The sequence below is a fragment of the Cellvibrio sp. 25HG11W-0 genome, assembly GCF_057815475.1.
The window spans coordinates 879,138-897,981 of record NZ_CM174230.1 but is presented as its reverse complement, the minus strand read 5'-3'; the positions used below and the strand labels follow the sequence as shown (position 1 = coordinate 897,981).

Genomic DNA, 18,844 nt, shown 5'->3' with positions numbered 1-18,844 from the left:
ACCCATTTAAGAGTTTTTATTTATGAACCAGATTAAAAACACACAAGCAGGTAGTTTATTAAGCAAGCCACACCATAAAAAATCCTTACTTACCCTTGTGATCATGACAGCAATGACGCCTGCGTTTGCTGCCAATAATCCTAAGTCAAGCGACATGGTAGAAGAAGTCGTGGTCCAGGGAACACGCGCAAGCCTATTAAATGCCCAAGACATGAAGCGCTCTGCCGACACAGTAATGGATGCTATCTCCGCATCAGACATAGGCTCACTACCTGATAAAAGCGTACTCGAATCTCTGCAACGCGTTCCCGGTATATCCATTGAGCGCTATGCCGCCGCTGGCGACCCCGATCACTTCTCCATTGAAGGTAGCGCCATTACCCTGCGCGGCCTGAGCCAAACTCGCAGTGAATTTAATGGGCGTGACAGCTTCTCCGCCAATAGCGGCAGAGGCCTAAGCTTCCAAGATGTACCACCAGAACTCATGAGCAAGGTTGAAGTATTCAAAAACCAAACAGCTGACATGATCGAAGGGGGCATCGCAGGTACCGTAAACTTAGTAACACGCAAACCTTTTGATTCAAAAAATCGGATAGTTGCCTTTACTGCAGCAGCTGACTATGCCGACTTATCGGAAGAAACAGAGCCTAGTATTTCAGGCCTTTACAGCGACACATGGGAAACCAATTCAGGGGAATTTGGATTTTTAATCAGTCTCTCAGACTCAAAATTAACCACACAGACAGATGGCTATGGCATTGGCGTACACACGCTCACCGACATAGCAGGAACGGGTGAGCGCTGGGTGCCGCACAACGCCGCCCTTCGCACGACTACACAAGAGCGCGACCGCAAAGGCGCATCACTCGTTGGTCAGTGGCAAGACTTAGAAGGGACTTGGGCATCGACTATCGAGTATGTGCGCTCTGACGCCTCGCTGGTATGGAATGAGCATGTAATGGATGAATACAGCTATGCGGGTACACCATCCAGCGACTCAGTCTATAACGACCTATCATTTATCAGCGGTACACTCAACAATGTAGACCCCTACTTGGTATCAACTCGCCGCAACGACAAGAACTCTTTGGTAGAAGATTTCTCAATAAATCTTGCATACACACCCAGCGATGAACTCAGCATCACCGCCGATGCGCAATACACCAAAGGCTCAACCAAAGTTGTTGACCTATCGATTTTCGGCGGCGTAAAGGCCTCGACCTACATTGATATGAGTTCCGACACACCTGATGTGGTCATGTTAGCGCCTACCACCAGCACCCAAACTGGCGCCGAGTATTTTGCCGACCCTGCAAACTATTTTTACCGCTCAGCAATGGATCATCTCGAAGACAGCGATGGCGATGAGATGGCCCTAAAGTTAGATCTAAAATACGAACTTAACGCGGGCTTATTGAGCTCAGTAGAAACCGGTTTGCGCGTTGCCAAGCGCGAGCAGATTACACGCTGGTCGAAATACAACTGGGGTGAGTCATCAAACTACAAAGGTGGTAGCTTTTTCTACTTCAATGGAAAAACAACCACTACCAACCCTAGCAGCCAATACGATGCGCCCGCATCAGAAGCATTTGTATTTGACTCCTTCTTTGGCGGTAATAACGAGGTAGTTACTGGCGGGAAAATTTTAGTGCCGAGTGAATCTTTAGTCGCCAATTACAACAGCTTTTTAGCCGCTACAGACACCTTCGGTTTCATCAACGCCGCAGCACGAGGCGACGGCAGCAGTCCTTACCTACCCAGTGAAATCAATGATACAACCGAGCAAAATACTGCCATTTACGGCAAGCTAAATTTTGCCAGCAGCAATGAAAACCTAACAGGCAACATTGGCGTTCGCTTAGTCGAAGTTAATACAAAAGCGAACAGCGGCGGAACTCTCTACGCAACTGCATTGGCTGGAATGTCAGCAGACGATCGCGCCTTTAGCTCCGGTAAAGACGAAGCCAGCAATGCACTGGACAATTCAGTTACTGCAGCCTTGCCCAGCCTGAATATCAACTATCAGTTCACACCTGAACTCATCGGCCGCTTCTCCGCATCCAAAGCAATCAGCTTTGCGGACATGGGCAACATGCGCAACTACACCACGCTGTATGCAGTACAAAAAGTCGAAAACAATCAAACCGGCTTTGAGTATCGCGCCTATGCCGGCAACACCCAATTAGAGCCAACTGAAGCGACTAATTTAGACCTATCTGTAGAGTGGTACTTTGCAGAAGTTGGTTCAGTAAGCGCAGGTCTATTTTACAAAGATCTCAGCAACCTCATAGCCAGTGGCACAGAGTTAACTGAGTTCACTCATGCAGGTGTAACGCGCAATGTCTGGGTAGAAAAACCCATCAACAACGGCAATGCTGAAGTGTCTGGTATTGAACTAGCCTACAGCCAGTTTTTTGACAAACTACCTGCACCTTTTGACGGCCTAGGCTTACAAGCTAACCTCACACTCCTAGACCAATCAAATGATGCGACTAACAGCAACTTAGACTCATCAACACCACCTCGCGGCGAAGCGAACTTGTTGCCTGTAGGCGAGTTCTCAAACCTCCCACTACAAGGCCTTTCGGATACCACCTACAATCTTGTAGCTATGTACGAAAAAGGTGCCGTATCCGCGCGTATCGCTTACAACTGGCGCTCAGAGTATTTGCTTACAACGCGCGATGTCATCACTAAATTGCCCGTTTACAGCCAAGCGATGGGGCAAGTTGACGCCTCATTTATGTACGCGGTTACCGACTACCTAAAAATGGGCTTTGAAGGCGCGAATCTATTTAACGAAGTAACTTGGACCAAAGTGCAAGTAAATGGCAATGACGACAAACTCAATCGAAATTATTTCGTAAATGATCGTCGCATTTCATTTATTGTTAAGTCGGTTTTTTAATTACAAAACGACAACCTAAATAACGCTTCGCACAGAAATGTGCGGAGCGTTTTTTTATTTTTTAAATTTATTAAAAAACATCAGAAGCGACAGCTAATTTATATCGCAAAAAATAAAATAATCTTTATAACAACACAGTTGGCATAATTAGGTTTATTGACTAGTTACTAAAATGTAACTACTTCTTAAGGCAAGTCAATTACCCTATACTCGGTTTTTTATAAGCCAAGGAGCAACAAAATTGAAAAATATTTCTCTCATACCACTATTAGGTTTACTTTCTTTTTCTGCAAATAGTTTTGCAGAAACAAAATTCTATATAGAGACTGATCCTGCAACATTTTTGATGAGTGGGGACTCATTGCACTTAAAATTTTCAAATACTGCAATGCCCAACTGGCGCTTAGGAATAGGAACCTATTCATTAGAGATGCCTGACCTTCTTGTAGACATCAACAAAGCCAACAAAGATAAAAACTGGAACGTAGAGATCACACGAGGAATAGGATTTTTTGCAGAGTACTATTTCAATCCAGACCTAACGGGCTGGATGGTAGGAGCACAACTTTCAGAGCAAAAAATGGAAGTAAACAGACTCCAAAATACCGTTTCAGCAGAGTTTAAAAACGGCATGGCAATGGCGAGTCTCGGCTACAGATACCGTCCATTTGATTCATCTTTTTATATTCTACCTTGGGTAGGTATGGGTTATACAAAAACCACAGAAGGAAAATCTGAACGACTTGCGGCAGGATATGATGTTGATCCGTGGGTAGGATTTATGACATTGCATATTGGTTATGAATTTTAATCATTCATAACCAAAAAAATGTTCGCTCTTGCATAATCAATTGGCACGTTCAGTTGGCACAACACAAGGGCGAGCATCAACTTAAGCAGTAGCCTCACCTAAGGCTTTACGCGCTTCATCATCTGGATACATATCGTTGGCTTCCATCAGCAACTTTCCAACATGATCCATGGCGCGAATAACAACCTCAAGTTCATAGCCTATTTCCGACAGTTCATACTCACTGGTCGGCGGAACCGTCGCGTAGAGACGCTTAACAACTAATTGTTTGGATTCCAGCTCTCGCAACCGCTCACTCAGAATTTTTGTACTAATTGAACCCAGCGACTTAATCAGTTCTGAAAAGCGCTTTTTCCCGCCAAGCAACTCTCTAATAATAAGCGTTGCCCATTTGTGCTCCAAAATATCTGCAGTCACGCGCACAGGGCAGGTAGTGAGGCAAGGTGATCCGGCAATCTTTTTCATACTGATACTCACAGATTTAAAATGTCGTTACATTGTAAAGACATGTTACCTATCAGAAAAGACAAATGAGTTAAATGCCATACTTTAGATTAGAAAGAACAGAAAACAAGAACAAAAAAAACAAGCACATAAATGTAGGTAAAAAATAGCCACAAAACAAACAAAAATGATTTAAGCGACAACCAAATGCACACATCACAGCCGATTCACTGCCCACCCCACCGCTAACATGCTAATCACCACTGAGGCTCCCGTTAATACAAACTTGGGATACCAGGCATAACGCCTTAAAAAAATGAAGAGCGGTAAGGTGATCCCCAAAATCAATAGCTGACCAAACTCCACACCCAAATTAAATGAAAACAGTGATAGTAATTTTTGCTCATGATCCAGGCCAAGCTCAGATAATGCACCCGCAAACCCCATACCGTGAACCAAGCCAAAACAAAAAACTAATAATTTTGAATTGGACAAAAATGGAGCAATATTATTTATCGCGGCAACAGCAACGGTTAATGCAATACCCACCTCAACCCAGTGCGATGGCGCATATATCCACCCCAACATACTCGCCGTCAATGTTAGTGAGTGCGCCAAGGTGAATGAAGTAACAATCCACAACGCCTCGCGAAATATTGAACTAACATTAGGGATAGCCGTCCAGTATCCTTTTTGACGAATAAGAACAGCACCTAAAAGTAACGTAATTAAAAAAACAATATGATCGTATCCGGAAAGAATATGGAAAAAACCTTTATCTAAGAAATCTACAAATACATCCATCTGATGGTGGGATGTTTTGAAAACCATAAAGTTATTTGAAAAACTTAGAATACTGCTGTTTACACGTCCCTGATCTCGGATTAACACTTCTAATTCATGATGGCTTTCATCAACGCCAACATAAACTAATTTAAAATCCCCTTCCGGTAGACAACCAAACACAACAGGCACCAATAGATAGTTAGCGCCTGCAATTTCTTTAAATGACCAATCACTCAATATAGTGAATGAGCAAGCTTTTCCCGCCCTTGAAGCTGCAAGACTAGTTTTAATATATACACCAATCACTGGCGCATTATTTTTTAATTCATTCTTAGAAATACTGCCATTACCATCTTTATCAAGTAATACCCGCTCAGCTAAAGCGTCAAACTCTAAAGCATAGGTTGCACTAATTGCTCCAGTAGGCTCAACATCTCCGTTTAAGTAATCACTTAAACGATCACTTGCGCTCACACTGAGTGAAATAAATACAGTTAGAAAAAATGGAGCACCCCTTAGGCTGCTCCTTAATAAATCAATTAACACAAAGAGTCCCTTCTAATAACGGAACCTGAACAGGCTTAGACGGATCCGCTTTCGATACTGACATGCCAAACTTTACTGTTTTATTTGGCGCTATAGTTTTATTCCAGGCTAGGTTAGAAACAGCGTAGGGATTTTCACCTACTAGAGCTCCATTCCAAACACTTTTAACGCGTGTTGAGCCGTCAGTAAAAATCCAGTTAACTCGCCAATCCGACACAGCGGAAGATGTCGTATTAGTAATAGACACTTCAACATTAGCACCTGAACCCCACTCATTCAGTACCTTGAACTTACAGCTTCCTGCATTAGAGTTGGAATTACTTGGGAAAGGAGGGAAATCTAAGATGTCATAATCCCAAGAATTTGCACCAAAGACGCCTACGATATTGACAATAGATGTACCAATATTTTGAAAAGCATGGGGAGTCATAGGTGGGATATGAACAATATAAGGCGCATTTACCACAAAAACCTTATCTTTCATAAAGTAACGCATAGACCCTTTAAGTACGACATGCGCCTCTTCACCCACATGTGTATGCAATGGCGCACCGTTCCCAGGCAAGGTATTTGTAATCGAAATGGTCATATTATTAAAGCCATGTCGCTGACCTTCCATAACATGAATTATTTCTTCGCCACCCGGATTAATAACCACCATTTTATTCGGTGTTATTACGTATTTATCAACCGAGTCCAATACCGGCGGTGTAAAAAGTGGCGGAATTATCGCATTTACTATGGCGATATAATCATGGCTTTGCAGATGCAAAGCAAAACGTTCGGGTGTAACAGGCGAATAACTTTCACCGCTTGGCGCAATAGGATACATCGGAGTCGAATCGGCAGGGCCATAGGTAATGGTAGGATTCAAAGGCATGAATGAACCATTATTACCTATTGCGCTATTACCCCAGTCAGAATTGCTCACGTGAGCCAACGTCAGGCTTGATGACATAGCCATAACAAAAAATGTAGATACCAATGAAAAAGCTTTCATAATATGACCCATTAAAAAATGAATATAACAGTAGACGCACTAACAAGATAAATAAGGGATATTAGAAGTGTTTTCATAATATCCCCGGCATGTCTTACATAGCCTCTGCAGTTTCTAACTGACTCACCATTTTCATGGAAGATTTTTTGCGAGAATCTTTTAGATAATTAATTAATGGATTTATATGCTCAGGTTCAACCCAGTTAGCCTCAAGATCCTCAATCACATCATGACGACTAATAAGTTCGCCACCTGCATAATGACGCACTACTGGATGTAAAAACTGACTGCGTTGTGCTTGTTCGGTATTCGTTCTATGGATTCGCTCCACATTAAAGGGGTCACCTTCGATAGGATCACCAAACTCCAGATTAAGCGTAAAATAATCGCCTACAGGAAAGTTCTCCATAACATAGGGTTTAGGCATCTCTTGAAAATGCGCAACGCCCATTTCCCCCACCAAAAACACATCGGTCATAAATTCAGCTTGCTGCCAAATACCCGCAGCATGATTTATGCGATCAAGCATCTTCTGCGCTAAGATATCAGGATTATTTTCTAAAACTTGGCTTGGATAACTAACGCCTAATATTCTTTCATTCAAAACATTAAACAAAAAACGACAGTTATAACGGAAGCCATGAATAAAGCCTGAGGTGGACTTTCTGTAATCCAAAGAGTGTGTAATAGTTCCCGCAAAATACATATTAGAATTGTTTACTGACTCAAAATTTGATTTTATCGCCGGAAACTTATCGTTATAGCAAAGCTCAGGCAAAATACTCTCATCAAAAATACTTTGGTCAAACTTAAATCCAGTACACACAAGAACAAAGTCGTAGCGCAAAACTTCAACCTCACCTTCTGCGTGCCCGTATTTTACCGTAACATCTAATTGGCCATTATCGAGCTTGCTAATATTGAGAATGTCTGCATCAAGAACAGCATTTTGCGACTTCAATTGATATGTATCGAGTAAATTATTATTTACCGCACGCAAATTACCTACATAATGCGTCTTCCAAGCCATTTTTATAGGGTTAGGGCTGGCAACATGAATCAGTGCAGCAGATGCAATTAAATGATCAGCCGTTTCGAATCCTGAATTCCCCTTACCGAGCACTAGTACACGCTTATTTTCGTACTGTTTAGTATCAAGCTTAATATCAACATAATTAACACTATGCTCAATACCCGGAATATTTGGGATCATAGGCTTTTTAAAGCCCGTCGCCACAACCAAGTTAGTCGCGTAATAAACAATGCCATCAGTGCTTTTAACCGCATAGACGCCATCTTCATGTCGGGTAACAGAAGCCACTTTAGTATTGTAATTAATATTCAACTTATACTGCTTTGCATAGTCTGAAATATACTTAACAAAACTATCAGCATGAGGGAAGAACTTCTGATCGTAGGATGTAAATTTAATTAAATTATCATCCGTCAGGAGCGAGTTCCAATCATGACGCATATTGAATTCAGGACAGTCGCTTCCAGTAAATCGTTTATTAATAGAAATCAAGGTTCTATGCACAGGGAAGGACTTAAAGGTTTCACCGGCAGAGCTACCGGCCTCTAATATTAGATATTTTGCAGATGTTTTCTGCAAATAGTAGCCTAGCTGTACGCCCGCAGGGCCTGCTCCAACAATCAACACATCCAATAAATTTTCATATTCTTTCATGATGAATTTTCCTTAATAAGAGATAATTAATCTAAGCTAAAACAATACGTTTTGCTTTAGCGTCGCCAGTATTTATGACCGTGCCAAAAGCAGAAACCTGCAACAATTCAACATCAGCTTTTATTTTATTGATATTGGCCTCCAACCTTGCTTCGGCTAAATTTTCATATAGAAAATTAGAATCCCCTACTTTCAGTAAATAGCCAGGAGAAAAGTTAAATGCCAACTGATAGCGATGGGATACTGATTCGCCTTCAATCAACTTCCACTCAACTACATTCTCGCCAAATGTCTTTTGGATAGCACTATCCAATTGCATCTCATAAAAATATGTACCACCGAGAGCAACGCAATTTTTTGATCTTCCCAACACACTAATAGTGATTCCGGTACCGTTTTCATTTTTATGAACTTGAATAACATCACCAATTCTGTAGCGCAACAAAGGCAATGATTCACGCGATAAGTCAGAGATGATAATCTCGCCAATTTCACCATCAGCAACCTCATCTATACTGATAGCTTTCGGAGAATATTGTGCATCCTGCATCTCCTTTATAAATTCAGACTCCGGTATAAACTCGAAGTAGAGGCGCTCGCTCATCAACTCCATCCTGCCCGGTTGGTCGGTGCACTCTGTGGCGACTACATCAGCCTCTACCGTACCGTACAAGCTAAAAACCTTATCTATGCCCCACAAACTTTTAATAAATTTGCGCATGCTATCAGGCAGAACATCACCAAAAATGATGGCTGTATCCATATTCGGAAATACGTTAATCAGTTCGCCAAACTCTTGCTCAATCGCAAGCCCAATCTCTTTTACAACTAAAGGAGTACCTATAACAATGTTTACGTCTCCCTCTTTCTTCATATCAAAAATAGAGTCGTAGTCAACTTGCGAACTGTTAATAGCCATAGCACCAAGTGCATCGCTACCATTAACAATTGCCCACCCTGAAATACTCGGCAGCGGTGCACCTAGAGACATAACACCTTGCCCGGCCTTCATCCCTAGCTTTCGCAATGCAATAGCCTCATGAACTCTCTGCCGCTCCAAATCCGCATCAGAAAAAGGGATTTTTTTAGAACGATTGGTAGTTCCAGAGGTATTGAAAAAACAAGTTGGACAAATCTCCAAACTAGTATTCCCCTCAGACAGATCATTATCATTTGTGTAATCAGCAAGCGTTGCCGGCATTAAATAGGGTAAATCCTCAAACCGCTCCGCTGTACCATATAGAGAGTGGTCAGCAAGAGGAAATATGGATTTCATTAACGCTAAATGATCGCAAGGCTCAAGACTTGAGTTTTTACGGGTGGTTGACATAACTTCTCTCCTTAAAAAGGTAACAAAATATTTATCGCCGATACTCGGCAACAACCTGCTTAATGCCCACATCGAAAGATGGGTGGATAGGCTCCCAATCAAAAGCCTTTTTAACGCGATGATTTTTTACACGATAGGACCCCACTAACATTTCCGATAGAGCCTTTCCTGCAAATAAACTTACTAGCCAAGCAGGAACAGAGGAATGCTTACCGCCACCCATCGCCCCCAAAAGAGACTGAGCCATATCTTTCATTTTGATGGGGTTATCATCAACAACATTAATAACGTTTAAGCCAGTATGCGTGCTCGTTGCCACAGCAACATAGGCTTTAGCTAAATCATCAATGTGAATAAAAGGAATGAAATTTTCACCATTCCCAGGGAACTGGTACTTACCTTTGGCTGCAACATCAAGGAAGAACTTTTTGAATGTTCCACCATTGCCGTACACCATCCCTGGACGTATGCTTAATGCAGAAACACCTTGATCTACAGCACCACTGATTATCTTCTCGCCACCGAGATGATAATTTCCCAACGCCGAATAATTAGGTATCGTCATCTCATCAATAACTTTATCGCCATGATTACCATGAGCAATCATCCCTGAGGTATATATCAAAGTCTTTACTGAAGGATTCACTTTCATCATTTTTACAATGGCATTCAAACAGGTATCGCGCAGCTCGGTAGACCGCTTAAGCCAAGCAGAAGATAGGCGCATTCCTGCTCGTAGATGGGCAGCATGAACGATGACATCGGCAGTGGCGGCCTTGCTCATCCAAGTATTGGGGTTACCCATATCTCCAACCACAGCGTTTATGCCTTGCTCAATCAGCTTTTTTTCACTCTCAAGACTATTGCACAGTCCTATTACCTCGTGCCCCTCTTTCGCGAAAGCTCGCGCTACGGCATTGCCAATATACCCACTTGCGCCAACCACAAATATTTTCATTGTGCTACTCCCGATGAGAATGAGTTACGCGTTTGATTCTTCGCGTAGTATTTTTTCGATATTGAATTGTTGCGATGAAATAAATGTTTTATGCGTATACCGCCCTTCACTATTCAATTTATAGTGGGCACAATATTCCTCTTTATTGTTGATGATTTGAGATATCGCATAGATCAAAAAGCGCGCATCCTGCAAAGTGTTATAAAGAGCCAAACTTACTCGCACCATTCCTTTTTTTGCCTCTATCTCTTCAAGTGACAAGTCAGGATCTAAATCCCACAGATCTTTTAAAATCATTTCTCGCACATAGGGATGAGCACAAAAACATTGATTTCTAACCGCAATGTTAAAATAATCATTTAAAATTAAAGCGGTCAATTCGTGGTCAAGATTGTCAATATTGAATGAGATAGTCGCCGTTCTATCTATATTGGTCATGCCGTAGATTTTAACTTCGTCAATACCCCTCATTGAAGTAAGCAAGAAATCTACTAATTCTTGCTCGTGACGCTGAATATTTTCAAACCCAAAATTCATAAGGTTATGAAGCGTTCCACCCAGTAATGCAGCACCAAAAATATTCGGCGTTCCCGCCTCCTCTCTATCAGGGAATTCCCTATTAATTACAAAATCATTTACAAATACAGCATCAACCATTCCGCCGCCTACCTCAGTTGGGCTGGCGAGCATAGCCAATGATTTTTTAATAATGAGAACACCAGGGGAGCCAGGGGAATACAATTTGTGCCCGGAAAAACAAAGAGCATCAATACTGCGAAGATCAGAACCGTCATCTGACATAACGACTTGTCGGTGCGCGATTAGTTGGGACGCATCAACCAGTATAAGCGCACCAAATTCATGTGCCAGCTCAGCTATATCGTAAATAGGGTTCACAATTCCTGTAACATTACTCGCACCAGTAACCGCTATATAATTCACATTCCCCGCATGCTCTTCGAGAAGAGATCTTAAGCGCGTCAAACAAACCTGCCCGAGCTCACCATCCCTCAACTCGCAGGGAAAATGTATATAGTCAGCGTGACTTATACGATGCGGCAAATCGTTTGAATGGTGCTCCATCAACGAAATAAGAACCATTTTTTTGTCAGGGCGAATAGAGGTAAAAATGCTGGCGGTGCGATTAATTGCGGCAGTGGATCCGCTGCCTAAAAAAATTGACGTGTATTCATCAGCGGAGGCGGAGACAAACTCTAATGCTTTCTTGTGCGACCATGCATAGATTTGCGTCGATATAGCCGCCGAGAAGTGCGTTTCACTATGAGTATTCGAATAGTGCTGCAAATATTCCTCTGCAGCCTTTAGCGCTGGTGCATACATCAGACAAGAAGCTGCAGAATCCATATGAATTCTCCGAGAAAACTCACCGCTTACGGTTCTGTAACGAGTATTACTACCAATAAATTTATCAGGCTCCATGGAAACCAACGATGGCTGCTTAGTTATGCTTTCTCTCTCACAGATCAATTCCATTTTCACTCACCACCACTAATGTCGAAAATAAAGTATTCTTCATTTTCTTGTACATTTATCGTGTAGCCCTTGATTCTTACGTATTCATTAAAGTCCTTTACCGAATCGGGATCCGTGGACAAAACACGAACAGACCACACACCAACTATTGTTTTTACATGTTTTTTAAACTTCAAAACAGGTACTGGGCACCTAAAACCACGCAAATCAAGTTCGCAAGGTGCATCCTCTACGGTCAAACATTCAACAACTTTCATTTTTAGTACCCAGAGTTAGTCACCAACATCTTGGAAACATATTCTTATAAAACAACCTGATATGTAGGGGCTCACGAAAGCGGGGATATGTATTTATTGCGATGATTGACGAGGAGGAAAATGCATAGCATCTAGATCCTTTAAATCCAAACAACGCAAAATCCCTTTTTAGGTAAAACCTTTGATAATCAAAATATCATTGAAAATCTAATTACATTTTTGACTTTAAAAAAATATCGGTCAAGAACTTTTTTTACAAAAAAAATGTGAATATTACCTTTTTACAAAACATGCCAAGGTGTAATTTTTAAACGACCAATAGAATTATGGCTCCATAGTACCGTAATTGCTGATGGTTACTTTTTGGTAACAGACATAGATAACCATTTAGTAACTAATAAAAAAACACTAAAAATAGAGGAAAATAATTTTTACCAGGGTAGACCATAAACTTTAACGGACACAGACGCTATCAAGTTAATTTTTAAGGTATAGTGTCGCCTCGAAATAATTTGACTGGGGTTAGCCCAAGGAAGATATAGTCATGTATAAGACTGCAATATACACACTAATGATTTTCAATCGACCAAAATTATTCAATATGTTAATGAATCAGTTTTGGTACAAAGATTCACTCCACCAGTGGATTGATTCATTAAACTGCAACAACAATAGTGCAATAGAATTAGGCTGTGGACCTGGTGCACTATTACCTCACTTAGCCACAAAATTTAGCGATGTGACTGGTGTAGATAGCTCGCGCAGCATGCTAAATTTTTTCAAAAAAATAAATGAAAAAAACACAATAAAAACAATTTTAGGCGACGCACTTGATCCCGTATCATTCAATAATAAAAAATATGATTTAATTGTAGGTGCCTCGTTAATCAATGTCGTAAAAAACAAAGAAGAACTCATCATAAACTGCATCAACCATCTAGAAAAAAATGGCATTATTAGCTTCTTCTACCCAACAGAAAAAATGAATGAAGCTAATGTAAAAAGCTACATAGAGAAGAACAAACCGTCAAAATATTCCGCCGAGCTACTTCACACATGGGCAAAAAACTCATCGAAAAAGTCAAGCAGTGAAGTTAAAAAATACTTCCCTGAAGAGTTTCGGGGAAAGTTGATTTTTACTTCATATTTAAGTGAAATGACCCAAAGCGTGAGCCTTAAAATTTAACCTTCATTGGAGAAGTGCAGTGACTAATATTTTATTTTTTCATATCTTATCATTTGCAGTATGGATTGGAGCGGCCTGCACGCTACCATTCTGGGGAAACAGAATGAATAGGGCAGATCATCTTCATACTGTTCTAGGCATTATTGATACGGTCTTTATTATTAAATGTGTGTTTATTATGGGCGGTCTCTTTGCAACCATTATTACTGGGCTAATGCTCTCATCAACCTACGGATTTAATCTTTTACCGTGGAGAAATGATGGATGGCTAATGTTCTCAGAATACATTGCACTTTTAATTTTCATAAATTCATGGATCATTTTTTTCTATTTATTCTATGGAAGAAAAGGCCATAGAACACTTATGCGAAAGGTTCCGGCAATTGGCTATACCAATATTTTTCTTATCGCGCTTGTAGCCTATTTGATGACAGCAAAACCCTCAGGTATCACTTTGTATTCAGTGACAGGAACATGGCTTGGGATAATTTTATTCGCCAACCTAATTAACATTATTATAAAAATAAACATCAAATCAAAACTCACCAAGATGCCTGGAGAGCAGTACGCCAATAATTACTTCGGCCTGTTAAACGCTGAAAAAATGACTGACATGTTAAAACTTTTTCACGATGACATCGTCTTCAAAGACCCGTTTGCAACCGCAACGATCAAAGGAATTATTCCTTTAGAAAAGTTCTTCCAAAAGTTAGGCGATCAATTCGACACCATAAAAATTGAGCCTGTAACAATACGCGAAGAAGGAGAGGATATTCATATTGAGTGGGTTGCCGCAGGTCTTACAAAAAATGGCGAGCGACTCGAAAACCTTAGGGGAACCAATAAAATGACACGAGTCAACGGAAAAATTAAGCAAGTACTCATTGACTTTAATATCAAGGACTTACCTAAACTTCAATTAGTTACCATTTAACCAGCACTAGTAGGGATGCATCATGATTAGAATACCTGAACATATTTCAAACCTTCCTAGGTTTTATTCTGCAAAACTTACGAAAAAAGATGCGAGAGAATGCATCGCACTCGACAGTAATGAGTCTTATCGCACTACTTTTTCTTCATTGATAGAAGTGCACCTCGATCTCTGCGCAACAGCTAACCGATATCCTGACTCAAACTGCACGGAGCTTAGACAACTCCTATCTATTGATGTGACAGGTGACATCAACAATGTCATTGTCGGCAATGGATCTGAAGGTATTTTGAGTTATATTTTTAAAGCGTTTTGCGAAAAAGAAGACGAACTTTTAACCTCAAATGGAACCTTTGTTGGGATCTATATACTGGCAAAGTCATTTAACATTAGATGCTCAAAAGTACCCCTTACTTACGATTATGAATTCGATCTTGAACTTATTCTTCAGGCTATTTCAACTAACACTAAAGTTATTTATATCTCCAACCCCAACAACCCTACCGGTTCATTTATTAACCCACATAAGCTTGAAGCTTTTTTAAAGAGAGTACCTGAGCACATCATAGTGATACTGGATGAAGCTTACTATGAGTATGCGACCGCATTGTGCAAAGAATATAAAGACTTCAATTATCTCGCCTATAAAAATCTTATCACCTTACGAACGTTCTCTAAAGCATTCGGGCTGGCAAGTATTCGCCTAGGATATGGATTTGCATCACAAGAGTTAATTGATGCTTTAATGCGGGTAAAACTTACTTTTGAACCGAGCGGCCTGACGCAACACATTGGCATACTAGCTAAAAGCAATGCATTTTTAATTGACAACATAGTAAATGAGACAATTTCACACCTGCCTATTTACTATGCGCTATTCACAAAACTACACATTAGATTCAAAGAGTCGTTTGCCAATTTCATTATGATTGATCTTGAAAGCAGCAACACAGCGAAAGCTATTCACGCAGAACTTTTAACAAGAAATATAAAAACATCTTACCTGGCTCCATTTGGCCTATCTACTTGTTTAAGAATCACAATGGGTAGCCAACAAGAGAACGAGGCATTCTGCAGTGAATTTTCAATGATTTATTCAGCGCTAGCAACTGATAACGCACTAGTTGAAGCAGTCGCTGAATAGCAGCCACCCATTAAATTTATAACTTTCCGAGTTTTATCATGCCTATAAAAAATATTGATTTTAGCCAATTCCCATCTAGCGATGGACACTTCGGCAGCTATGGAGGGCAATTTGTTTCAGAAACGCTCATGTATGCCCTAGCTGAACTTAATAGTATTTATTTGAAACTTAAAGACGATCAAGATTTTATTGCCTCATTTGATAAGGACCTTGCACATTATGTAGGGCGCCCTTCTCCGTTATATTTTGCTGAGCGCTGGAGTCGTGAACTAGGCGGAGCCCAAATCTATCTAAAACGCGAAGATTTAAATCACACCGGTGCGCACAAAATAAACAACACCATTGGCCAAGCATTGCTCGCAAAATTTACGGGAAAATCAAGAATAATTGCCGAAACAGGTGCGGGACAACATGGCGTAGCAACAGCTACTGTAGCTGCCAGACTAGGACTGCAGTGTCGCGTCTATATGGGTGCAGAGGATATAAAACGCCAAGCACTCAATGTTTACCGCATGAAGTTACTTGGAGCAGAAGTATTCCCCGTAACCTCAGGCTCACGCACACTTAAAGATGCGATGAACGAAGCTATGCGCGACTGGGCGACCAATGTAGATAATACTTTTTATATTATTGGTACAGCCGCTGGCCCACACCCCTACCCTCAACTAGTACGAGACTTCCAGTCGGTTATAGGCCGCGAAGCAAAACGACAAGCTCTAGCACAAACAGGAAAATTACCTACCGCACTTGTAGCATGTGTTGGCGGAGGCTCCAATGCGATAGGTCTATTTCACCCTTTCCTAGCCGATGAAAGTGTTGCCATGTATGGCGTCGAAGCTGGCGGCCTTGGCCTAGAGAGCGGTCAACATGCAGCACCCTTAAGTGTTGGTAAACCAGGCGTTCTACATGGCAACCGAACTTATTTGATGCAAGATGAAAATGGCCAAATAATCGAAACGCACTCAGTCTCTGCAGGACTGGACTACCCCGGTGTCGGGCCTGAACACGCCTGGCTTAAAGATATTGGCAGAGTAAAATACGTCGCCATAAATGATGATGAAGCATTAAGTGCTTTTAGAAAACTTACACTGACTGAGGGAATCATGCCTGCCCTGGAGTCAAGTCACGCCATAGCATTTGCTGAAAAACTTGCACCGACGATGGCTAAAGAAGAGATGATCATCGTTAATCTTTCCGGTCGAGGAGATAAAGATATTCTCACCGTGGCCGCCATCGACAACATATCCATTTAATTATTTTATTGGGACTTCTCATGAATCGCCTATCAACATGCTTAGACAACGCAAAGGAAAACAACCATAAACTGCTGGCAGCCTATATCGTTAATGGCGACCCAAATCCGCATACCACCTTAATCACCATGCACGAAATGGTTGCAAATGGGGTTGATATCATCGAACTAGGCGTTCCATTTTCAGACCCTATGGCTGAAGGCCCCGTCATTCAATTAGGGCACGAACGTGCGTTAACACACAACACAAGCTTGAAAGATACGCTTGCGACTGTCAGTCAATTTAGAACTGAAAATACCACTACACCTATTATTTTAATGGGGTACGCCAACCCAATAGAATGCCTTGGCTATGCCAACTTTTCCGAAGCTGCAGCAAGCGCTGGAGTAGATGGCATAATTACCGTCGATTTACCACCTGAAGAACTAGGCGCACTTAAGTTGGAATTAGATAAAGTCGATATCAAAAATATTTTCTTGCTCGCCCCTACCACCACACTTGATCGCGCCAAAACTATTGTCGCCGAAGCGAGCGGCTTTCTTTACTATGTTTCCCTCAAAGGCGTAACAGGAGCAGGCCACATAGATGTTGATGAAGTTAAATCAAAATATACAGCGCTAAAATCACTAACAGACACTCCAATATTTGTTGGTTTTGGAATAAAAGAAGCGGCCACAGCCAAAGCATTGACCCAATTTGCTGACGGAATAGTAATTGGCAGCCTACTGGTGAATGCAATGGGAGAAATGGAAAACGAATCACCAATAGATATAGCTAAAAATATTGGACACATCATTTTTGATATTCGCAGCGGCATCGACTCGAATATTTAGATTTCTTACTTTAATTTTCAACCCTCGGTTTTCAAAAGGATATTAATCGTGAACACTACCGAAATTTTTTTAATCGCCATGCTCATTATTTTCACAGTTCCATTTCTTATTTGGCGATTGGGAAATACTGATTACTATGCTCCCCTCGTGGTTGTACAGATCATTACCGGTATTATTCTCGGCCCAGGAATACTGGGCTCTATATATCCAGACTACTATACATTTGTCTTCAACCAACCAGTTGTGCAATCACTCAACGGCATAGCTTGGTGGGCAGTCATGATCTTTGTGATGATTGCTGGGATAGAGCTGGACCTTAAAAAAACATGGCAGCACAAATACGAAAGCGGCATTACTGCCGGCTTCGCCCTAGGTACACCGTTTGTTTTTGGCTGCGTTGCTGCCCTCATTCTATTAACAATTAGCAAAGGATGGATGGGGCCCAAAGCAGCTGAGTGGCAGTTTATTTTTGGCATAGGCATGTCTTGTGCCGTAACAGCACTACCCATACTTATTTTGTTAATGGATAAGCTCGATATTTTACGCAAACCTATTGGTCAACGAATCCTCCGCTATGCCAGTTTGGATGACATCGCCATCTGGGCTGTTTTAGCCGTTATTCTTTTAGATTGGGAGCGCTTTGGTCGTCAGGCTTTATTCCTAGGTGGGTTTATGGTTATGGCCTATGCAATGCGCAAACTCATGGTTAAATTGTCTGAGTCCGACCGCTGGTATGTTTTATTTATTTGGTTGGCCGCTTGCGGTTATTGTGCAGACTGGTGTGGTTTGCATTTCATGGTGGGCGCATTTCTCGCCGGAGCAGTCATAGACTCCGATTGGTTCAACCAAGAAGACATGGACAAGTTACGCCATTTTGTTCTGTTGATCGTTATGCCCGTGTTCTTTTTAAGCACTGGCTTACGAACCAACTGGCAAGTAGGTGGTTATGCTGTGTTTTTTGCTGCTTTTGTACTCTTAATTGCGTCAATCGCAGGAAAATTAGCCGGCGTCAAAATAGCGGGAAAAATTTTACGATGGCGCGAAGGAGAAGCCGACATTATCGGTTGGCTTTTGCAAACCAAGGCATTGATCATGATTATTTTTGCCAACATCCTGCTAGATAAGCAAATCATAACGAGTGAAACCTTTACCGCGCTGTTGCTAATGGCCGTTGCGAGCACAATGCTCACCACGCCCATCGTGGCCCCTAAACTAAAGAAGACGAAAAGCAACGAATGTCGTGAAGCGCTAGAGTTATCTTAACCGCTAGAGA

General features: G+C 41.4%; 16 protein-coding genes. 8 read left to right on the top strand and 8 right to left on the bottom strand.

What is annotated here, in order from left to right; all coding sequences use genetic code 11:
• The first annotated feature begins 22 nt into the window (after window positions 1-22).
• Window positions 23-2,908 (top strand): TonB-dependent receptor, encoded by a 2,886-nt coding sequence (locus AC0KUT_RS03915; protein ID WP_488833668.1) that lies wholly within the window; start codon window positions 23-25, stop codon window positions 2,906-2,908.
• Window positions 2,909-3,149: 241 nt separating this feature from the next.
• Complete coding sequence (locus AC0KUT_RS03910) at window positions 3,150-3,719, top strand: outer membrane beta-barrel protein (RefSeq protein ID WP_488833667.1); 570 nt, start codon at window positions 3,150-3,152, stop codon at window positions 3,717-3,719.
• Between the two features lie 81 nt (window positions 3,720-3,800).
• Here the strand turns inward: AC0KUT_RS03910 and AC0KUT_RS03905 are convergent, their stop codons facing one another.
• The 8 genes from AC0KUT_RS03905 to AC0KUT_RS03870 all read right to left on the bottom strand — a co-directional run bounded on the left by AC0KUT_RS03905 (window position 3,801) and on the right by AC0KUT_RS03870 (window position 12,221).
• The gene (locus tag AC0KUT_RS03905) at window positions 3,801-4,184 is read right to left on the bottom strand and encodes a winged helix-turn-helix transcriptional regulator (protein ID WP_488833665.1); all 384 of its coding nucleotides are present in this window, start codon (window positions 4,182-4,184) and stop codon (window positions 3,801-3,803) included.
• A gap of 195 nt (window positions 4,185-4,379) precedes the next feature.
• Window positions 4,380-5,495, bottom strand: coding sequence for a HupE/UreJ family protein (locus AC0KUT_RS03900; RefSeq protein WP_488833664.1), 1,116 nt, complete (start codon window positions 5,493-5,495; stop codon window positions 4,380-4,382).
• Window positions 5,485-6,495 (bottom strand): cellulose binding domain-containing protein, encoded by a 1,011-nt coding sequence (locus AC0KUT_RS03895; protein ID WP_488833662.1) that lies wholly within the window; start codon window positions 6,493-6,495, stop codon window positions 5,485-5,487. The genes AC0KUT_RS03900 and AC0KUT_RS03895 overlap by 11 nt, the downstream gene beginning before the upstream one ends.
• A 94-nt stretch (window positions 6,496-6,589) precedes the next feature.
• A complete protein-coding gene (locus AC0KUT_RS03890; protein ID WP_488833660.1) occupies window positions 6,590-8,182 on the bottom strand; it encodes an NAD(P)-binding domain-containing protein in 1,593 nt (530 codons plus the stop codon).
• Between the two features lie 31 nt (window positions 8,183-8,213).
• On the bottom strand, window positions 8,214-9,512 hold the full coding sequence (locus tag AC0KUT_RS03885) for a phenylacetate--CoA ligase family protein (protein WP_488833658.1): 1,299 nt from the start codon (window positions 9,510-9,512) through the stop codon (window positions 8,214-8,216).
• Between the two features lie 31 nt (window positions 9,513-9,543).
• Window positions 9,544-10,470: an NAD-dependent epimerase/dehydratase family protein gene (locus tag AC0KUT_RS03880; protein ID WP_488833655.1), complete on the bottom strand. Its 927-nt coding sequence runs from the start codon at window positions 10,468-10,470 to the stop codon at window positions 9,544-9,546.
• Window positions 10,471-10,494: 24 nt separating this feature from the next.
• Window positions 10,495-11,964 carry an aminotransferase class V-fold PLP-dependent enzyme gene (locus tag AC0KUT_RS03875; RefSeq protein ID WP_488835832.1) on the bottom strand — a complete coding sequence of 490 codons (1,470 nt, stop codon included), beginning with the start codon at window positions 11,962-11,964 and terminating at the stop codon, window positions 10,495-10,497.
• A gap of 2 nt (window positions 11,965-11,966) precedes the next feature.
• On the bottom strand, window positions 11,967-12,221 hold the full coding sequence (locus AC0KUT_RS03870; RefSeq protein ID WP_488833654.1) for a sulfurtransferase TusA family protein: 255 nt from the start codon (window positions 12,219-12,221) through the stop codon (window positions 11,967-11,969).
• Between the two features lie 607 nt (window positions 12,222-12,828).
• Here AC0KUT_RS03870 and AC0KUT_RS03865 point away from each other — a divergent pair.
• The 6 genes from AC0KUT_RS03865 to AC0KUT_RS03840 are packed head-to-tail and all read left to right on the top strand — an operon-like array spanning window position 12,829 to window position 18,834.
• Window positions 12,829-13,407 carry a class I SAM-dependent methyltransferase gene (locus tag AC0KUT_RS03865; RefSeq protein WP_488833652.1) on the top strand — a complete coding sequence of 193 codons (579 nt, stop codon included), beginning with the start codon at window positions 12,829-12,831 and terminating at the stop codon, window positions 13,405-13,407.
• Window positions 13,408-13,426: 19 nt separating this feature from the next.
• Window positions 13,427-14,341, top strand: a complete 915-nt coding sequence (locus AC0KUT_RS03860; protein WP_488833650.1) for a nuclear transport factor 2 family protein — start codon at window positions 13,427-13,429, stop codon at window positions 14,339-14,341.
• Between the two features lie 22 nt (window positions 14,342-14,363).
• The gene (locus AC0KUT_RS03855) at window positions 14,364-15,485 is read left to right on the top strand and encodes a pyridoxal phosphate-dependent aminotransferase (RefSeq protein ID WP_488833647.1); all 1,122 of its coding nucleotides are present in this window, start codon (window positions 14,364-14,366) and stop codon (window positions 15,483-15,485) included.
• A gap of 38 nt (window positions 15,486-15,523) precedes the next feature.
• Window positions 15,524-16,738, top strand: coding sequence for a tryptophan synthase subunit beta (gene trpB / locus AC0KUT_RS03850; RefSeq protein ID WP_488833645.1), 1,215 nt, complete (start codon window positions 15,524-15,526; stop codon window positions 16,736-16,738).
• Between the two features lie 20 nt (window positions 16,739-16,758).
• Complete coding sequence (gene trpA / locus AC0KUT_RS03845; protein ID WP_488833643.1) at window positions 16,759-17,571, top strand: tryptophan synthase subunit alpha; 813 nt, start codon at window positions 16,759-16,761, stop codon at window positions 17,569-17,571.
• A 48-nt stretch (window positions 17,572-17,619) separates the two neighbouring features.
• The gene (locus tag AC0KUT_RS03840; protein WP_488833640.1) at window positions 17,620-18,834 is read left to right on the top strand and encodes a cation:proton antiporter; all 1,215 of its coding nucleotides are present in this window, start codon (window positions 17,620-17,622) and stop codon (window positions 18,832-18,834) included.
• Window positions 18,835-18,844: the final 10 nt, after the last annotated feature.